Consider the following 18087-nt stretch of genomic DNA (forward strand, 5'->3'; position numbering starts at 1 on the left):
CCCCCTAGCCCCCCTTAATAAGGGGGGGACAAGATTCAGATAAAAGTCCCCCTTCTTAAGGGGGATGCGAGGGGGATCGAGATATGTGCAACGACCCATTAAGTTGGTATGACATCTTGCACCATTCTCAATAAAATCCTCAGTCCTCTTTCAGAGGACTTAAGCTATGAGGCTCTTGTTTAAACCCCTGCCGGACTGCGACGGTAAGTGCAATATCTCAATAAAAACCAACAACCAAAAATCATGTTCTTAGTAACCGGAGCAACAGGCGCACTCGGCCGCCGAATTGTACGAGAAATCAGACAGCAAGAAAAGCCTGTCCGCGCATTTGTTCGCCTCGCCTCTCGATACTCAGAACTAGAAAACCGAGGCGCCGAGATTTTTATCGGCGACTTAAAACAAGACAAAGATATTAAAAAAGCCTGCCAAGGAGTGCAGTACATCATCAGCACCCACGGCACAGGCGGCGACGTTCAAGCAGTACACTACCGCGCTAACATAGAACTGATCGACTGCGCCAAAGAAGCGGGAGTACAGCACTTTGTCTTTCTTTCGGTACTGGGAGTCGATCGCGGATACGAAGATTCCGCAGTATTCAAAGCCAAGCGAGAAGTCGAAAAATACCTGCAAAACAGCGGATTAAATTATACCATCTTGCGGCCGGCCGGTTTTGCTTCCAGTTTGCTCCCACTTGCAGAAAGATTTCGAGAAACCGGACTTTACCTGCTAATTGGCGACGGCAAAAACCGCACCTCAGTTGTCAGTACCGACGACTTAGCCAAGATTGCAGTAGACTCGCCAACAGTTGAAGGCGCGCGCAACCAAATCTTATCAGTCGGCGGCCCGGATGTGCTTACCAGAGACGACATTGCCAGGATTTTCGGACGCTTGTTCAATCGCGAACCCGTGGTAATCAACCCGCCGTTGATGGTATTTGACGGCTTGCGAAATGCCTTGGGTTTGTTAAATCCTCAAGCTCAAAAAGGTTTGGGAACTTTGCGAGTATTGCTGGGTAACGAGTTTTTCTGCACTCCCGAAGAAGTCCAGCAATTAGAATCTATTTACGGCATGAGAATGGAATCCTTAGAAAGCTTTTTGCGGCGCAATTTGAGCGTTTAAAACACTCGTTTGCAGTTGCGCTTTTCCGCAACTGCGAACATTTTAAGCAGACATAGGCACTGCTTCAATACCACCAATATAGCTCGTAACTGCGAGCGGCGGAGAACATGGCTTAGCAATCAAATAACCTTGCACAAAATTGGCTCCCCGTTCCCGCACCCACTCGAACTCCTCCAAAGTTTCCACACCTTCAGCAACTGTTTTAATCTCTAATTGAGCGGCAACTTCTAACATTTTTTCCGTAATTAGTGCCTTATAATAATCTTGATGGACGTTCCGAATTAATTGCATATCCAACTTAATAAAATCCGGACGCAACTGGTACATCAAATTTAAATTAGAAGCACCGCTGCCAAAATCGTCCATTGCAATCAAAAATCCGGCTTCTCGGTAAAACCTCAGAATTTTAATCAAGTGATCCATATCAGGAGGGTGCTGAGATTCCGCTACTTCAAAAACAATATTGCTGTGAGGAATTCCCGATTCATCAATAGCCTCCACTGTCATTCGCAAGCACGTAGCCGGATCGTAAACCGAAGTCGGAGAAAAATTAATAAAAAGCAGTTCTTTGATATCGTGGACTTTGGCTTCGCGAATAGCGCGAGTCCGGGCTAAAGCATCTAGTTGAAAAATTATACCGGCTGATTCTGCTTGGGCAAAAATCCGACCCGGAGGAATTAAGTTTCCTTGCTCGTCAATTCCCCGGAGTAGGGCTTCGTGGGCAAAAATTTTAGAAGTATCTGAGGTATAAACAATGGGCTGAAAATGTGTAGTAATGCGTTCTTCTGACAATAAATCTAACAGCCAATCTGACTTGCTGAAGTTAATAAAAGAGTCTAAGGAAGTGCTGCGATAGAAGTCGCTAAGTTTCGGCTGTTCAACTTCGCGCATCCACAAAACTTTTGTCTCTTTCAACTCTTGATTTGTCAGTACCGATGATGCTAGGGCGGTAAACTTTTCTCTCGCTATTCCCTCCAGCATGATGTATAAACACTTGCTGTCTTCTAAAAGCTGGAATTCAAGTTTAGCTTTTGGCAGTGCAGAAATAACCTTGTTCAGCGTGTGCGATACTGGAAACCACAGGTATAAGCCTCCGCTGCCCTCTATTTTTTTGGGTACTGTTTCGCAGCGAGAGCAGGAGCCGAAGGCTTTGCCACTTCTTTGCACTAGAATATCCTCCGATTTTGGGATTAATTTTCAAACTGCTCGCAATTGATCCTTATTCTAAGCTAATTCAGCAATTAATACATCTATCTCAAGATGTAAATGTTGATGAACTTTTCTTGAATAATTATTTCCGTATTTTTACTTGCTTGTGGTTTCCAACCAGGGCCAATTTTCTCAGCATTGAACGAGTAAGTGTAGTTAAACATGGTCTGACATCCCAAGAGAGGGAGAAGGCAAAGACTTGCTCTGTGCTCTATACTGCTGCTCTGATTTTTTACGCCTCATTTTCTCATGCCCTTTGCGACAACAGCGGCTACAGTTGATATTTTGGCTGATGGGAATTAACACGCCCGTGAAGCGCAGCTATCGGGAGCGTGAATCGCCCGATCGACAATTTCAGCCCCACTAAGCTGCGGAGCATCTTAATTATCTGTTATGTTTGAGCCAAATATGAGCGGAAAACGGAATATCTATCAGAGCTACCAACCTTAAACCCGTTAGCTGCAAACAATTAAATTCAATCGGGATGACAGGATTTGAACCTGCGACCCCCTCGTCCCGAACGAGGTGCGCTACCAAGCTGCGCTACATCCCGAATTTAGTTAATAGGTATTTAAGATATCACATTTAATTCAAAACTTGGCAACCTCGTAATATAATGTTTTGTAAAACACTATTCAGGCGGAGGCAGGCGTGACAGTTAAGCCCCAGTGGTTGCGAGTAAAAGCCCCCCAGTGGGAGCGCGTCGGCAACGTCAAAGAAATTTTGCGGGATTTATCCCTGAATACGGTTTGCGAAGAAGCTTCGTGTCCGAACATCGGCGAATGCTTCAATGCAGGTACTGCTACATTTTTGATTATGGGCCCGGCTTGTACCCGCGCCTGTCCTTACTGCGATATCGATTTTGAGAAAAAGCCCCAAGCTTTAGATCCGACGGAACCCGCAAGATTGGCGCAGGCGGTGCAGCGACTCAAACTCAACCACGTTGTGATTACCTCTGTCAACCGCGATGATTTGCCGGATGGGGGAGCGTCTGTGTTTGTGGAGTGCATTCGATCGGTACGATCGACAATGCCGGATACAACTATAGAAGTTTTGATTCCCGACTTGTGCGGCAACTGGCAAGCTTTAGAAATTATTCTCGCAGCTAAGCCGGAGGTACTCAATCACAATACCGAAACTGTAAAACGACTTTACCGAAAGGTGCGCCCCCAAGGAAAGTACGATCGCACCTTGGAACTCTTACAGCGCAGCCGCGACATCGCACCGGGGGTTTACACCAAATCCGGCATCATGGTGGGACTGGGAGAAACAGATGCGGAAATTCGGGAGGCGATGCAGGACTTGCGGGCTGTGGGCTGCGATATTTTGACAGTTGGACAGTACCTGCAACCGACTCAAAAACACTTGAATGTCGAAAGCTTTGTGCCGCCCCAACAGTTTGATGCTTGGAGAGAGTTTGGCGAATCTTTGGGATTCTTGCAAGTTGTCGCTTCTCCCTTAACTCGCAGTTCCTATCATGCCGAACAGGTGAGGGAACTGATCGAACTTTACCCGCGCTAGCGATTATAATTTGAGTTCACTCGCGCCCGATCGCACAATTTTCACTAAAACTCGATCGGGTAATAGCACTGGTAACAAGTTAAGCCGCGCGAGCGTTGGTTCATCAGCCATTATGCCAACGAATTGACTCAGGTTTTGACTGGCAAACTGAGATTTCGGCGAGGTTAGAGAGGACAATATTTATCCTCGCTAACCCAAACCGCAAATTTTACACTCTTAAAAAAGCTGCTTTTTGAGTAATTTCACGGATTGACAAATGCAGCGCCAGTCTTAAATCTTTATTTGGCAGGTAACAGTGACAAAAAACTTACGCCTAGCTGTGCTAGGGGGAGTGCAAAACAGCCTGTTTTTGATGCTGTTCCTATTCGGTGAGGTTAAGTGCCAAGCTCCAACCCACACCAAAAAAGTTAGAGAACGATCGCCCGCTCCGACTCTCAACCTACGCTAAATACATGGAGCAACCGGATTTTTTGCTCTAATTTCTGAATTGAAACCGATAATTTTCAGCAATAAACCCCATTTCTTTCCCAGGAGCCAACTGGTCGATCGGACGGCAGATACTCTCAAACTCATATTCTGCAAGGGATTAAACTTACACCCAACTGCAAGAGATATAATAGAGAGGGGTAAATATATAAAGTTTTATTAAAAAACTCCATATTTTTCGGAAGTGATCGGGAACCAGGTTATTGGTGATGAAGATTAACTTAACTTCTGACCAAGGTCACTTGTTTATAGCCAGCCAGTATCTATACTAGCTATATAAACAAAGAAGTACAACGCACTTTCCGGGTCTTCAAACTGTTACATCAGAAAGTTCTTGGCGTTTTCCCGAATCTTGGTAAAACAAGTGGGGCAGCCAAAGTTCGATCGTGAAACAGAATGCAAGTCAGGAAAGTTAGTCGAGAAACAAAAAGCGGTGATGCTTCGTCTTAACAAAATGGGCATCATAATTATAAATAACCGCCAAGCGTAGCATCTTTTCACCCGGAGCAACTGAGAAAATCACTATGCCAGCCACCTCTTTTTACGCTGAAGCTGAATTCGACGAACAACTGCGAGTCAATCCCTTGCAAGATGTAGATGTGTTGGATGAAGATGCTGAAGAAGCTGGAGACGAACCCATCGACCAAGACTCAGCAGAGACGGAAGATGCAGACACAGCATCGAAACTGCAAAAAAATGCTAGTCGCCGGACTACAGATTTAGTGCGCCTGTACTTACAAGAAATTGGTCGGGTGCGTCTCTTGGGTAGAGACGAAGAAGTTTCGGAAGCTCAAAAAGTTCAGCGCTATATCAAATTGTTGGAATTACGCAACACAGTGGCTTCCCAAGAAGAAGGGCTAATTACGCGCTTCGTGCATTTAATTGAGGTGCGCGACCGTCTGTCTGCACAACTGGGACACAAACCTTCTCTGGAACGCTGGGCATTAACTGCGGGAGTCGGTGACGTACCAGAACTCAAGCGCATTATGGCAGAAGGTAAGCGCCAGTGGGCAGAGTTAGCAGAAATGACGGTGGAGGCGATCGAAAGAATTCAAACGGAAGGCGTCGAAGCTAAAGACCACATGATTAAGGCGAACCTGCGCCTAGTGGTTTCGGTGGCAAAAAAATATCAAAATCGCGGTTTAGAATTGCTCGATTTAATACAAGAAGGAACTCTCGGACTGGAGCGAGCTGTCGAAAAATTCGACCCGACTCGCGGCTATCGGTTTAGCACCTACGCCTACTGGTGGATTCGCCAGGGAATCACGCGGGCTATAGCAACTCAAAGCCGCACCATCCGCCTCCCCGTCCACATCACCGAAAAACTTAACAAAATCAAGAAAGCCCAGCGCAAAATTTCTCAAGAAAAAGGTCGCACAGCAACAATAGAAGATATCGGCGTCGAATTGGACATGACTGCGGCTCAAGTTCGGGAAGTATTGCTGCGAGTCCCCCGCTCTGTTTCTCTGGAAACTAAAGTAGGCAACGAAAAAGATACAGAGTTGGGCGACTTGCTCGAAACCGACAGCATCTCCCCAGAAGAAATGCTGATGCGAGAAGCTCTGCACCGCGACTTGCAGCAATTGCTGGCAGATTTGACCAGCCGCGAGCGAGATGTAATTCTGATGCGCTTTGGTTTGGGCGACGGACACCCCTACTCGCTGGCAGAAATCGGTCGCGCTCTGGACTTGTCCCGGGAGCGAGTTCGCCAAATAGAAGCTAAAGCTTTACAAAAACTCCGCCAACCCAAGCGACGCAACCGCGTGCGCGACTATCTAGAGTCTTTGGGTTAAAGTGGGCCCGCGTGCATTGACCGCTCAATACTGGAACTAGGTAGAAGGCATTCGGCAGAAAACATTCGACAGAAGTAATTATTTCTACTTCAACATAATTTCTCTGTCCTCTGTCTAAGGCTTTCTGGCTAGTTTGCAGTCTGAAATTATCAAAAACCAAATTTTTTATCCAACTTTTTTTCAATAAGCTTCGATATTTGCAAAAAATCTCGATCGTTGTGTATTATTGTCAATAGGCAGACTTTCTTGAGAGGGTCACTATGGCACTTTACACCGCGTCCTCATTTAAAGCCGAACTCAATGACAAAGGCTGGCGGATGACTCCCCAACGGGAAACAATCTTGCACGTGTTTCAAAACCTCCCGAAAGGCAACCACCTGAGTGCGGAGGATTTGTACACTTTGTTAAACAATCGGGGCGAAAACATTAGCTTGTCCACCATTTACCGAACTTTAAAGTTAATGGCAAGGATGAGTCTGCTCCGCGAACTCGAACTAGCCGAAGGTCACAAACACTATGAAATAAACCAGCCGTACCCGCACCACCACCACCATCTAGTCTGCGTTCAGTGCAATAGAACGATCGAATTTAACAACGATTCGATTTTGAAGATTGGCATGAAGCAAGCTGAAAAGTCAGGGCTGCACCTGCTAGACTGCCAGCTAACGATTCATACGGTGTGTCACGAAGCTTTGCGGATGGGATGGCCGTCTTTGGTTTCTAGCAATTGGTCTTGTCCAAGGTCGATCGCCACCAACGGCAGCACCCCCCCGGATGCAGTCGAGTGACATTACACTATTTTTGCAATTTTAGTAGGAATTGTGAGAATTATTAACAAAAATCGGTGCAAGTGCGATCGTACCTGCGCCGAGATAGGGTTTGTGAAAAAAAAGAGCTCGTTTAACGAATGAGCCGCAAATCAGAAACCCGAGGGCTGCTGTGAGTCAGCGCCCCCAAGTCCCGTACTAAAAAATCTGGCTCAACAAATACTCTGTGCTGACCCGGCAACTGCTCGATCGATCGCGTGTTTGGTCGTAGCATCCCAAACTGGGCCGATCGATCCTGTATCAAAGCCGAAGTCTTACAGCCTGATTTACAACTGCTGACTGTTCGCTCCACTAAAATTAACACCGCTGCTAATCGGAACTGCTGGAACAGCCAACCGCCCAGCCAACAGCTTTTGCAACTCGCTCAAAGTCTCCGGAGTGGCAACACCTGTCGCCGGGGACAACTTGTGTTCCTGCTGAAACGACAGCAGCGCCAACTCAGTCTCAGCTCCAAAAACTCCATTGATCGGGCCGGGGTTTTTGCCGAGACTCTTGAGCGCAGACTGAAGCTGTCGGACAGCAGCGCCAGTATCGCCCCGTCGCAGACCGGAAGACAGCGTTTGAGCGGTTGGCTTGTTAGCTTGCTGCAAAGCCGATTGAGTGCTGCGATCGACCCTTCCAGTCCCGAACAGCCCTCGATCTTTCTGAAACCGGCTCAAAGCTGCTTGCGTAGGTCGATCGAACCAACCGTGAATCTGGCTTCTGTAATAACCCAATTGTTGCAACCGCCGCTGCACAACTTCTACTTGTCGGCCTGTGTCACCCAACTTCAAAACATCTGGAGCCTTGGTCTGAAGGTCATCATCCTCAGGAAATGAGGTAATTTGAGCAGCCCTCATTTGGACATCAATCTCCCTCAAAGTAGCAGTATCAGCACAACCGTCAGAAACCAGATTGTAATCTTGCTGAAAACGAGTCACAGCGTAGAGAGTGCGTTCGCGAAACTTGCCGTCAACGCCACCTTCAAAATAGCCCAAAGCTTTTAACTGCCGTTGAATCAAGTCTACTGTCGCCCCTCTGTCGCCGAACCGCAGCCCCTTGCAACCGCCATTTCCCGAAATATTCTCCGGAAGCGTAATGGGGGGAATCGGCCTGGTGAAACTAAACAGCAAAGCTAAAGTTTGTCTGTCAGCAACTCCAGTCACCCGCAGCCGATTGACTCGCTGGAAGTATCTGACTGCATTGAGAGTAATTTCGCGAAAACTCCCTGTGGGAGTGGCTCTGAAGTAGCCTAGCTGCTGCAACCTGCGCTGGAGATCCGAAACATCTGCACCCGAGTCTCCAAAGCTCAGCTCGCTGTAGTTTGTATAAGTAGTTTTAAAAGGTCGATCGTTCTGGTCTAAACTGTTGAGCGCTATCACCGTAGATCGATCGGGCCTACCAGTTAGCGACAGTTGATAGTCTCGCTGAAAATTAGTCAGAGCTTGTTTCGTAACCGAGCCGAGCTGCCCGGTGGAAGTTCTGGGAAAATAGCCGAGCTCCCGCAATCTGTCTTGAACAGAACGCAAATTGGGATAAACCGGGTCTATTTGAGCAAAAGCCGAACCTGCGGCACTCAAAACCGACAGCATCACAGCCAGAGACAGCAAGCGCACATAAGTCTGACTCGATAGGTTTTTCCACTTGGGTGCATCAAAAATTTTTGACTCTGTTGCGGGTGCTTCGCAAACCAGAGCAAGTTCGAGATAGGCGAGGGATTCCATAAATTTTTACTGTGAAATTGTGGCTGGGGTGTAGTAGCAAACTCAAGCTCAGCTTTAGGCTGCTCCTGCTCTATCAAGGCTAAGTTTTACCTGTTTGCGCCAAGCACCCGTTTGTAAAAAATTTGCTCTCAAAAATAATTACAGGTAACAACCAAGATAGCATCGCTGTTCGTACAGACGCGACTGCGAGCAAAAAGTTTGCAGCCACATTTTAGCCTTCCTGAGCAAAAAATGACCAGTTTTTGTGTATTCTTGCCTAAAATTTTATTTGTTTTTACATAAAAATGTTAGTTATTGACTAATACGGTTCACTTACAGCACTTTTTAGGTACGTGAGGTATACAGAGTCATCTACGGACACCGCTTAGCCCAAGTTTGTACATGACTGTTGAATGTACCCCATAAATCTGCAATCTGCTGTAAGATTTTCCTAACAGAGCAACTGTGCGATCGCACTGTCTATTTTTCATTGGTTTTCCCTGTGGGAATCTCTGAACTCAACAGTATTTAGTTATTGACGATCGACTAAATATCCCCACCTTTCCTACTCGCAAATAAGGCGGAGACTTGATTAGACTTCTGGCAAAAACAAATTTTGAACAGGCAAGAAGCCTGTTCAAAATTTGTTTATGAAGATGTATATTGGTTAAGTATTTTTAAACCTCGGACAGTCACTTAAATTAAGCCGAACCGATCGCAAATCAAAGCTACTCCCGTTGCAAAAACAGTAATTCCCAAGGCTACCAGAGGGTTTTGTCCCCTGCTAACCGCAAAAGAAGTTACCACCCCAGCTCCTAAAGCAGCAGTTACAGCGGCAGTCGCCAAATCTCGATCGGGACGTTTGTCGTACATATTTTTTATGGCTAGTAACTTTGAAACTGAAAACTTACATCTATGCACTTAAAACTATCACTATTGCCTCTGCTGCGGTGACAAAAGCCTACGCTTTGCAACTAACCTTAAAATTTTGCTAAGTTTCTTAATATACTCTACTTAAAACAAAAAATAAAGTGCTGTATTTTCGAGTATTGATGTGGGGTTTTAGCTATGGAAACCTTTTTTCTGCGGTGTACTGATGTCAAATTCAGGATTTTGCAAGTGCGTTAGAGAAGTCCTCGAAGAGGATCGCCCCTGGTAGCTCTGGATCTTGGACTGCCAGTCTGCTTATCGTCAATAAACTTAACTTGATTTTAATAACTAAATGTGATATGGGTTTTGGGAAGGTACAGATTAATATGAGATCGATCGCATAAATTTTGGAGCGATCGTTCAAGCTCCGCGCAAATCGAGGCAGATTCAAAACTAATAAATGGAATGAGAGTTTCCTGAAACGATCGGAATTCAAGTGCTCACTACCAAAATATGCCTGTTATTGGACAGGACATAAGATCGGGTATTGTGGTTACTCGCCTTCTACTTTTTCGGTATTGCCACCCTTGACCCAACCTTCGCGGTTGCCATCTTCCACTCGAATTCGCTGCCACTCTTTGTCCGGTGAATCTTCCAAAACTACGACTTTTTCTTTGTAACCAACACCGCCAATGCGGTTGGAGTCGCGGTTGGCACTATCCCGGAGAATTAAACCGATCGGCTGAGTCACTAGAGCTCGGTAAGTTCCCGGTTCCAGCGGTTTCGGAGATGGGGCATCGCTAGAGGTAGAAACAGGGCTGGCTTTGGCTGTTGACTTGGGCCCTGCGGTGGCGATCTGAACTGCTGTTTTATCGTTAGGAAACACAGGTCTTTCGGGCGCGGTAGTTAGCTTAGCGGCAAAGTAAAGTGCAGCAGCTACGCTAGCGCCTGCCATTAGGACGATCGCTAGCAGAAAACCCACTAAAAACTTGAAAACGCTATAAACACTGTTCATATGAAGAAAGAGTTGACAGTTGACATTTTGCGAAAGATAAGGGTTGACAGTTGACAGTTAACCGAAGGAACAACGAAGAGTTGACAGTCGATCGAAAGAATAAAGAATCGGGAATCGGGAAAATCGGGGTGGATGGGATCGACTCTGGGAGGAAAATTTCAGCTTGTGCTTAAGGCCGAATACTGACTATCTGCACAATGTTTTCGATCGACTATCCCTGAATCCGGCGGCTCAAACTGCCGTATCTAGAAGCAAGGCGAGCTTTTCCAGCAGCCGCCCAATCCTGCAAAAATTGGATTTGCTCGCTCGCTGTTCGGGCTAATGGTACCATCTGACTAGCTGATTCTAAAATATCATCAGTGGTAAAGTCTCGATTTTGGCTAAACCCAATGTGCATGGCTTCAATCAAAGTTTGCTCGATTTCGGCTCCTGAAAAATCGGGAGTTTCGTAAGCCAAGCGCTCTAAGTCATAATTTTTGATGCTGTGCGATCGCAACCGCAACAAATGTACCTCAAAGATCGCCCGCCGTTCCTCCTGGCTGGGCAAACCCACAAAAAATATTTCGTCAAACCTGCCTTTTCTGAGCATTTCGGGCGGCAGAGACTGGATGTTGTTCGCTGTTGCGACGACAAAAACAGGTGAAGTTTTTTCCGCCAACCAAGTAATAAAAGTCCCGAATACCCGGCTAGTTGTCCCCGAATCCCCTTTACCGTCCAATCCCCCAAAACCTTTGTCAATTTCGTCAATCCACAGCACGCACGGCGCCAAAGCTTCCGCTAGCTGAATCATTTGTCTGGTGCGCGATTCCGATTCCCCGACTAATCCAGCAAACAAGCGCCCGACATCCAATCGCAACAAGGGTAAATGCCAGTGGTGGGCGATCGCCTTTGCAGTTAACGATTTGCCGGTGCCTTGAATTCCGACTAACAATAAGCCTCTGGGATGTGGCAAACCGTATTGGCGGGCGCGATCGGAAAAAGCACCACCGCGCCGCAGCAGCCATTCTTTGAGATTGTCCAAACCGCCGATATCGGAGATGTTTTCGCGGGCTGGGTAAAAATCCAGAATTTGAGTTTGGCGGATAGTTTGGCGTTTTTCTTCTAAAATCAGTTCCGCATCGTCGGGATGCAGTTCGCCTCTGGTGGCGATCGCCTTTGCCAAAACTCGGCGGATTCGTTCGATCGACAGACCTTGACAGGAGCGCACCATTTCATCCAGCAAACGTCCTTCTATGGCTTGTCCGGTAGCCCCGAGAAGTCTTTCCACCTCAATTTTTATTTCCGCCGCCGCAGGCAGGGGAAACTCCAAAACAGTGATTACTTCGCTGAGGTCGTCCGGGATCGAAGTTATCGGAGATACGATGACAATATTTTTGGGTACAGATTTGAGGAGTCTCGCCAAATTTCGCAGCTTGCGGGAAATCGAGACATCTTCTAAAAATCGCTGAAAGTCTCGCAAAATAAAGATTGCTGGCGCGCCAGCAGGCAATTTTTCGATAAATTCTAAAGCTTGTAGTGGGTTGCGCTTGCCAAAACCGGCATCGTTGGGATTGCCTTGATAGCCATCTACAAAATCCCAGATGTAGACGGCGCGAGAACCCTGTTTTTTGGCGCATTGGGCGATCGCGACTTCTACGCGCTCTTCTTCCCGTGTGGGAATGTAAATTAGGGGATAGCGCGATCGTAGCAGCAGTTCAAACTCGTCGCTAAAAATAGTCATTAGTTATTAGTCATTAGTTGTTAGTTGTTAGTTGTTATTTGTTAGTTGTTATTTGTTATAGCCTTTCTCAAAAAAGTGAGGTATGCCCTATGCCCTGTCCGTGAGTAGCTCATATGAGAGCTTGAAAGGCTATATTTGTTATTAGCTAATGCCAACTGCCAACTGCCAACTGCCAACTGCCTATTGACTAAGGCAATTGCCGTTTAAGTGCCGCCAGAGACGCCCAGCGACTGTCAGAGATTGTTTCTGAGCTTTCTGTCTCTTCGGCATCATCCTCATTTAAATCTATTCCCGGACATTGAGTATCGCATAGCTGTTTGTGTGGTAGTTCCAAACACATTTGTTGGTAAACCCAATCGCTCGGATAGAAAGAACCTGTGGGAGATAAATTTTCCACCAAATCTTCTAAATCAACTTCAAATTCTCCTGAACTTGCATCAGCCTCACTCACTTTTTCTTCGAGCCAAATTATTTCCGATGATTGAATTTTCAAACGGTGATTGTATTGTTTTAGGCATCTGTGACAGCTAAGAGTCACAATTGTTTCTGCTTTTGCCTTCACCTCAAGAAAATTCCCTTTGTGAGTAACTTGCAGTCGCCCCCGCACCGGAGTAAGAGTTTCTAAATCTGGGAGAATTTCTTCAAAATCAATGACCTCTTTCCGCTCAGTTTTTGTGAGTAGATGAGGGATATAAATTGTCTCCATAATTATCTTTCGCCGTTTTATTATCCTGGTCTCAAGTCAAAAGCCAGTCGATTTTAGATTTATTTACTTCACAGATGAATCTGGGAGCTTAAACAAAAGTCTAAAATTTTGGGAGCATCCACGAATGGCATCGCGGCTTATACCTGTTTTTTGTTGGGGGTCAAAAGTCAAAAGTCAAAAGGAATAGCTAATTTTTGGCTTTTTCCTTTTTCCTTTTTTCCTTTTTTACCGTCAGCACAGCCGCACTACCAAACACCGAGTCGATTTTAGATTCTTCGGCTTCGCGAGCGAACAAGTTTTAGATTTCAGATTTTAGATTTGACAAGGGCAGATGAATCTGGAATCTTGAACAGGAGTCTAAAATTTTAGGATCTGCACGACTTAATTCGGGGCGTCCTTGTTTGGGATGACTCAGCGCAGCCGCACTACCAAACGCCGATCGGTATCTTGGCCTTGACTGTAAGTTTCTATATCCTCACATTCGCTCAAAAAGCTGTGGACTTGACGGCGTTCTGCCGAAGACAGCGATTTGAGTTCAACTTCTCCTCCAGTCGATCGCGCTTGCTCTGCTGCGGACTCTGCCATCGATCGCAGTTCTGCTTGGCGGCGGAGGCGATAGCCGTTGAGTTCGACTGTATAAGGCACCGGCTCGTCTGATTCGTGAGCGATGTTTGCAACGGTGTTGCACAGGTACTGAATCGCATCTAATACGTTAGCGTCTGGCCCGATTAAGATCGCAACTTGTTCGGCAGTAAGATTGCTTTCATCTATTGTCATCCAATAGCAATCTTCTTGCTGTTGGCTGACAACGTTCGAGGGAATTGCGGACAGTTTTAGAAGTTCTTCTAACCATTGCTGTCCGCGCTGCATTTCTGATTCTTTCATGTTAACAATCAAGCCTTTTTCTTAGAACGGCCCGGCTCGAAGGGAAGTGCATCTAATCCCTGTTCTTTTTTTGTTTTCGCCTCTGCTTCGTCCACGATTTTTTGGAGGTTTTCGGGCAGTGGTTCTCTCGACAAAATAAACGATTGAACTGTTTGGAAGATGTTAGCAATCAGCATATACATCAACACGCCAGCGGGGAGCGGGAAGAACAAAAACATCCCCGAAAATATTACAGGTGTCAGTTTGTTGACTGTAGCCTGTTGGGGGTTGTCATTTGGCCCTTGTGCTTGTCCCGAAAGAGTTTGGTTGATGTACAAACTGATACCGAAGCCGAGGATCATCACCAGAATATCCCAGTGGATGGTACCGTCTGGGTCGATCGCGCCGACGCGGCCTAGAGCTTCGATAAACAGGAATCCTTTGTTAGTAGCCAATCCGGGGATTGTGCCTTGAACTGTGGCTTCACCGGGCGCTAAGGCTACGATGTTTCCTTGTTCGTCTACCTTGACGAATTCTTCGCCTTTGATGACTTTCCAGCGGGGAACAAAGTCAACTTCGCTCTTATTTTCTGCTGCTAAAGCTTCTAGAGGTTTGCCGTCTGGCGTCTTAAATTCAACCTTAGTTGTATCGCCGACTGCGAGTTTGTCTCCGCCCGGGATCAAGCCCACAACAGGAGCGTGAAATGTACCCGTCACGTAAATATTTTGTGGTGGCGTAGCAAAGGCTTGCGGTTGAACAGTTTCGATTTGTTCTTTCGGCAAAACTTGGACGTTGACGCTGTAATTCACGTCTGAAAACGGCGACCCGCGCAGCGTTGCGAACAGTGCAAACAGCACCGGCATTTGCAGCACCAACGGGAAGCATCCTGCTAGAGGATTGCCGAATTCTTTGTAGACTTGGCTCATTTCCTCCTGCTGTTTAGTAGGATTGTCTTTATAGAGTTTTTGAATTTGATCTACTCGCTCTTTCATCAACGGCTGCGCTACTTTCATGCGTCGCATATTGCGAAGAGAGCCTGCGTTGAGAGGATAAAGAGCAAAGCGAATCACGAGCGTCAGAGCTACGATCGCTAAACCATAGCTTGGCACGATCCCGTAGAAAAAATCTAGGATCGGCAGCATGAGGTTGTTGGAAAGAAACGAGATACCAAAATCCATTCGCTTTGAGTTAATTTAGGTGCTCTTTGTTTGCTGTTGAGAACTATTTTTACCCGCTGAAGGCGGGCCGCCTCAACTTATAGGCTGTTGTCTCTATCTTAGGACATTGCCTGTCGATCGACCGCCCGCTACCAGATTTTTGTAATCAGGAAAGCCACTAATCGCACTGACTTCACCCAAAAATGGATACAACCCCCCCGAAAATAGTCGTGGATATCCAAAAATTTTAGATTTCTGTTAAACATCCCAGATCGATACTGTGGAGTAAATCTAAATTCTAAAATCGACTGACTTGGGTCTCAAATCAGGGTGAAAGCGGTTCGGTTATTTAGTTTGAGCCGCGTTAGCTTTTTGAGCGGGTGCGGGCAGTTTTTCGTTAATGTAGTCATACATTGCTCGAAATTTCGGAATCGATCGCAGTTCCAAGCGGCTGCCATTTTTCATGGTCAGCACCATATCTCCGTAACTGCCGAAACCCCGAGGTACTGTGACGATTTTGACTATATCTGAGTAGATAACGTCTGTGCGTTCGCCTCCCATCCAACCGCTAGTTACCGACACTCGGCGGTTGGTAATCCGGTAGCGCAGCCACAGCGCCCGGACAATTGATCCTACTGCGAGGGGGATTCCTACCACAGTCAGCCCCAGCAGTAAGTTGATAATCAAATCTCCTGGCGCGGGGCCGCCTTCATAATATACTTCCTCTCGAATTCCCATCTAATACCTCGGCTTCTACCAACAACTGCTCTAATTCTTGCAGAATTTCTGCATAATTGCACTCTTGTGCGATCGGACGCACCACAATTACTAAATCCCACCCGAATTTTAATCTGGGCAATAGCTGTCGCAAAGCAGCACGAATCTGGCGCTTGATCCGGTTCCGGACTACGGCGCGCTTGCTAACCTTGAGGCTGATAGAAATGCCTGTGCGAGTTGGCGGCACCGATTTCTCGGCTGAGGGCTTGCTTAATTCGATGCTTTTGGGTTTGCGCAGAGCTCTCAAGCTCAAATGAGCCGAGTTGCGGCGCATTCCCTTGCGGTAGACGGCACTGAAGTCTTTTCGGTGCTTGAGTCGGTTTGTAGGAGGCAACATGGCGTTGGGCGATCGTTGAGACTTCTCAACTAAGAGTGCAGTGCTAGACTGCGAGGCGGTGGCGACCTTTGCTGCGGCGGGCTTTGATTACCAATCGACCTGTTGCGGTGCGCATTCTGGCCCGAAAACCGGATGTTCTTTTTCTTTTGCGGCTGGTTCCGTGGAGGGTTTGCTGTGTCATTTTGATTTCTCCGAGCTTGTTACTTTACTTTTGATTAATATTCACAATCTTCTAGTTTACCATAGAGTGGTTTTCTTGGCAATAAGATTTTTATGAGTGGATATGTATTGAGAGTTGAGTGAAGTGGCGATCGTAGCCTTGAATGATTGGAAAAGCCTAGAATCCAGATTTATTTAAGTGCTGCGAGTTTATGAACGGTTGAAATCTATTGAAAGCATTCCCCAAAAAAATTGATGTTTGAAAAACAATGCGTTAAAATGCCAGATATAGCCAACGGTCAAAAAAAAATGAATACCACAGTATTAACCCAGAGTCCGAATCCTTTAACCCAATTAACTTATCAAGTTCTAATTGAAAAGCACGAGGAAGACCTCTACAGCGCTATAGTTTGGGAATTGCCAGAGTGTAGAAGCTCAGGTTCTAGTAAAGAAGAAGCTTTGAAAATTTTGCACCGATTATTGACCGAGCGTCTAAAAAGAGTCGAAATAGTCTCTCTGACAGTAGACATTCCCAAAGCTGAAAATCCTCTGATGAAGTGGGCAGGAGCCTTTAAAAACGATCCGCACTTTGATGAGATGCTAGAAGATATTGCAGAACTGCGCCGCGACAGGAATGCAGAAATGGCAGAATATTACGATCGACTAGATGAAGCAGAAGCTACCAATAAAATTGAGGTGGAGGAAACGGCTAAGTGACTTTGTGGATATTTGATACAGACCATGCCACACTTTTTGGGCAGGGGAATCCACCAATAGTGCAGCGTGTCAGTGAAGTTAATCCAAAAGATATTGCCATTACGATCGTTACATTTGAAGAACAAATGTATGGACGACTTAACCGTATCAGACGAGCGAAGTCAGAGGATGAAATAATATCAGCTTATGCAAATCTGCGAAAAACCATTAACTATCTAACCGATTTTGAGTTGCTTGACTTCGAGCGAGATGCTCAACATTATTATATAGATTTTTTGAGGCAAAAAATCCGCGTTGGCACGCAAGATTTACGGATTGCCGCCATCGCACTTTCAAACAGCGGTGTTCTACTTACCCGGAATCGCCGAGATTTTGAAAGAATCCCTGGACTGAGGTTTGAAGACTGGTCTGTGCAATGATTGGGATGTGCGATCGAACACGATATAGTTGCTGAAAAAAGTTCGTAAGCGTTGCCCGCCCCTACGGGAGGCTCATCAACGAAGAGGATCGCCCTTCGCGCAAAATAGGGAAAACAGAACAACAGCATGACACTGATATAACGGATACGGGAATGATATTGCAAGGGCGATCGCAATACGCGGTAAAATATCACCAAATACTGATTTGGAGTTCCTAGGTCAATGCGTATTGAACCTTACGACGCTCATCAACTTGATGCAGTCATTAATCTTTCGCTGCGAGCATGGGCTCCAGTTTTTGATTCGATTCAGAAAGTGATGGACTTGGATGTGTACCGGGCATTCTATCCCGATAATTGGCGTGTGAGCCAACAAAAGGCTGTTGAGGATGTCTGCGCTGCGGAGGACACAAATGTATGGGTGGCGATCGACGGTGGTTCAACTGCGGGCTTTGTAGCCGCCAAACTAAACTTGGAGGACAGTATGGGTGAAATCTACATGGTTGCTGTCGATCCAGACTTTCAAGGTCAAGGGATTGGCACTGCTCTGATAGAATTCGCTTTGAATTGGATGAAAGATGCTGGAATGTCTGTTGCTATGGTCGAAACCGGAGGCGATCCGGGTCATGAAAGAGCACGTCGCACCTATGAAAAGCTGGGCTTCGGGCTGTTACCAGTCGCCAGATACTTCAAGAAGCTTTAGATATGCA

At 46.3% G+C, this 18087-nt stretch carries 22 protein-coding genes and 1 tRNA gene; 8 read left to right on the plus strand and 15 right to left on the minus strand.

The genetic code is table 11. The annotated features are described in order from the left end of the window. Nucleotides 1-243 precede the first annotated feature (243 nt). Nucleotides 244-1119, plus strand: coding sequence for an SDR family oxidoreductase (locus QT974_RS03840; protein ID WP_333467201.1), 876 nt, complete (start codon nt 244-246; stop codon nt 1117-1119). A gap of 42 nt (nt 1120-1161) precedes the next feature. On the opposite strand, the gene QT974_RS03845 is transcribed toward QT974_RS03840, so the two are convergent. The 3 genes from QT974_RS03845 to QT974_RS03855 form a co-directional block, all read right to left on the minus strand. After that, nucleotides 1162-2286, minus strand: a complete 1125-nt coding sequence (locus tag QT974_RS03845) for an EAL domain-containing protein (protein WP_333467202.1) — start codon at nt 2284-2286, stop codon at nt 1162-1164. An 83-nt stretch (nt 2287-2369) separates the two neighbouring features. Further along, nucleotides 2370-2492 (minus strand): hypothetical protein, encoded by a 123-nt coding sequence (locus QT974_RS03850; protein ID WP_333467203.1) that lies wholly within the window; start codon nt 2490-2492, stop codon nt 2370-2372. 315 nt (nt 2493-2807) lie between these two features. After that, nucleotides 2808-2881 (minus strand) — tRNA-Pro (locus QT974_RS03855). 98 nt (nt 2882-2979) lie between these two features. Between QT974_RS03855 and lipA the strand changes: the two genes are divergently transcribed. From lipA to QT974_RS03875, 4 genes are all read left to right on the plus strand, one after another. Beyond that, complete coding sequence (lipA, locus tag QT974_RS03860) at nt 2980-3849, plus strand: lipoyl synthase (protein ID WP_333467204.1); 870 nt, start codon at nt 2980-2982, stop codon at nt 3847-3849. 295 nt (nt 3850-4144) lie between these two features. Continuing rightward, nucleotides 4145-4297, plus strand: a complete 153-nt coding sequence (locus QT974_RS03865) for a hypothetical protein (RefSeq protein ID WP_333467205.1) — start codon at nt 4145-4147, stop codon at nt 4295-4297. A 562-nt stretch (nt 4298-4859) separates the two neighbouring features. Next, on the plus strand, nt 4860-6128 hold the full coding sequence (gene sigC / locus QT974_RS03870; RefSeq protein ID WP_333467206.1) for an RNA polymerase sigma factor SigC: 1269 nt from the start codon (nt 4860-4862) through the stop codon (nt 6126-6128). A gap of 260 nt (nt 6129-6388) precedes the next feature. Then, nucleotides 6389-6916: a transcriptional repressor gene (locus QT974_RS03875; protein ID WP_333467207.1), complete on the plus strand. Its 528-nt coding sequence runs from the start codon at nt 6389-6391 to the stop codon at nt 6914-6916. A 112-nt stretch (nt 6917-7028) separates the two neighbouring features. Here QT974_RS03875 and QT974_RS03880 read toward each other — a convergent pair whose 3' ends face one another. The 12 genes from QT974_RS03880 to rpmH all read right to left on the minus strand — a co-directional run bounded on the left by QT974_RS03880 (nt 7029) and on the right by rpmH (nt 16264). Further along, nucleotides 7029-7169 (minus strand): hypothetical protein, encoded by a 141-nt coding sequence (locus QT974_RS03880; protein WP_333467208.1) that lies wholly within the window; start codon nt 7167-7169, stop codon nt 7029-7031. 52 nt (nt 7170-7221) lie between these two features. Beyond that, nucleotides 7222-8658, minus strand: a complete 1437-nt coding sequence (locus tag QT974_RS03885) for a peptidoglycan-binding domain-containing protein (protein WP_333467209.1) — start codon at nt 8656-8658, stop codon at nt 7222-7224. A 347-nt stretch (nt 8659-9005) separates the two neighbouring features. After that, nucleotides 9006-9128, minus strand: coding sequence for a hypothetical protein (locus QT974_RS03890; RefSeq protein WP_333467210.1), 123 nt, complete (start codon nt 9126-9128; stop codon nt 9006-9008). Between the two features lie 205 nt (nt 9129-9333). Further along, on the minus strand, nt 9334-9510 hold the full coding sequence (locus QT974_RS03895; RefSeq protein ID WP_293125708.1) for a hypothetical protein: 177 nt from the start codon (nt 9508-9510) through the stop codon (nt 9334-9336). 550 nt (nt 9511-10060) lie between these two features. After that, nucleotides 10061-10522: an SH3 domain-containing protein gene (locus tag QT974_RS03900; RefSeq protein WP_333467211.1), complete on the minus strand. Its 462-nt coding sequence runs from the start codon at nt 10520-10522 to the stop codon at nt 10061-10063. A 211-nt stretch (nt 10523-10733) separates the two neighbouring features. Next, a complete protein-coding gene (locus QT974_RS03905) occupies nt 10734-12242 on the minus strand; it encodes an AAA family ATPase (protein WP_333467212.1) in 1509 nt (502 codons plus the stop codon). A gap of 187 nt (nt 12243-12429) precedes the next feature. After that, nucleotides 12430-12948: a YceD family protein gene (locus QT974_RS03910; RefSeq protein WP_333467213.1), complete on the minus strand. Its 519-nt coding sequence runs from the start codon at nt 12946-12948 to the stop codon at nt 12430-12432. Nucleotides 12949-13359: 411 nt separating this feature from the next. After that, nucleotides 13360-13833: a Jag family protein gene (locus QT974_RS03915; protein ID WP_333467214.1), complete on the minus strand. Its 474-nt coding sequence runs from the start codon at nt 13831-13833 to the stop codon at nt 13360-13362. Between the two features lie 8 nt (nt 13834-13841). Beyond that, nucleotides 13842-14990: a membrane protein insertase YidC gene (gene yidC, locus QT974_RS03920; protein ID WP_333467215.1), complete on the minus strand. Its 1149-nt coding sequence runs from the start codon at nt 14988-14990 to the stop codon at nt 13842-13844. A 324-nt stretch (nt 14991-15314) separates the two neighbouring features. Further along, complete coding sequence (locus QT974_RS03925; protein ID WP_333467216.1) at nt 15315-15707, minus strand: PH domain-containing protein; 393 nt, start codon at nt 15705-15707, stop codon at nt 15315-15317. Further along, nucleotides 15679-16083: a ribonuclease P protein component gene (rnpA, locus tag QT974_RS03930; protein ID WP_333467217.1), complete on the minus strand. Its 405-nt coding sequence runs from the start codon at nt 16081-16083 to the stop codon at nt 15679-15681. The genes QT974_RS03925 and rnpA overlap by 29 nt, the downstream gene beginning before the upstream one ends. A gap of 43 nt (nt 16084-16126) precedes the next feature. Next, the gene (gene rpmH, locus QT974_RS03935; protein WP_006632320.1) at nt 16127-16264 is read right to left on the minus strand and encodes a 50S ribosomal protein L34; all 138 of its coding nucleotides are present in this window, start codon (nt 16262-16264) and stop codon (nt 16127-16129) included. 233 nt (nt 16265-16497) lie between these two features. Between rpmH and QT974_RS03940 the strand changes: the two genes are divergently transcribed. The 3 genes from QT974_RS03940 (at nt 16498) to QT974_RS03950 (ending at nt 18080) form a co-directional block, all read left to right on the plus strand. Beyond that, entirely contained in the window at nt 16498-16959 is a 462-nt protein-coding gene (locus tag QT974_RS03940; protein ID WP_333467218.1) for a type II toxin-antitoxin system HicB family antitoxin, read from the plus strand. Next, nucleotides 16956-17378: a type II toxin-antitoxin system VapC family toxin gene (locus QT974_RS03945; protein WP_333467219.1), complete on the plus strand. Its 423-nt coding sequence runs from the start codon at nt 16956-16958 to the stop codon at nt 17376-17378. The genes QT974_RS03940 and QT974_RS03945 overlap by 4 nt, the downstream gene beginning before the upstream one ends. 222 nt (nt 17379-17600) lie before the next feature. Further along, complete coding sequence (locus QT974_RS03950) at nt 17601-18080, plus strand: GNAT family N-acetyltransferase (RefSeq protein ID WP_333467220.1); 480 nt, start codon at nt 17601-17603, stop codon at nt 18078-18080. The last annotated feature ends 7 nt before the right edge of the window (nt 18081-18087 follow it).

The sequence above is a fragment of the Microcoleus sp. BM001215392 genome (genome assembly GCF_036700185.1).
GTDB lineage: Bacteria > Cyanobacteriota > Cyanobacteriia > Cyanobacteriales > Microcoleaceae > Microcoleus.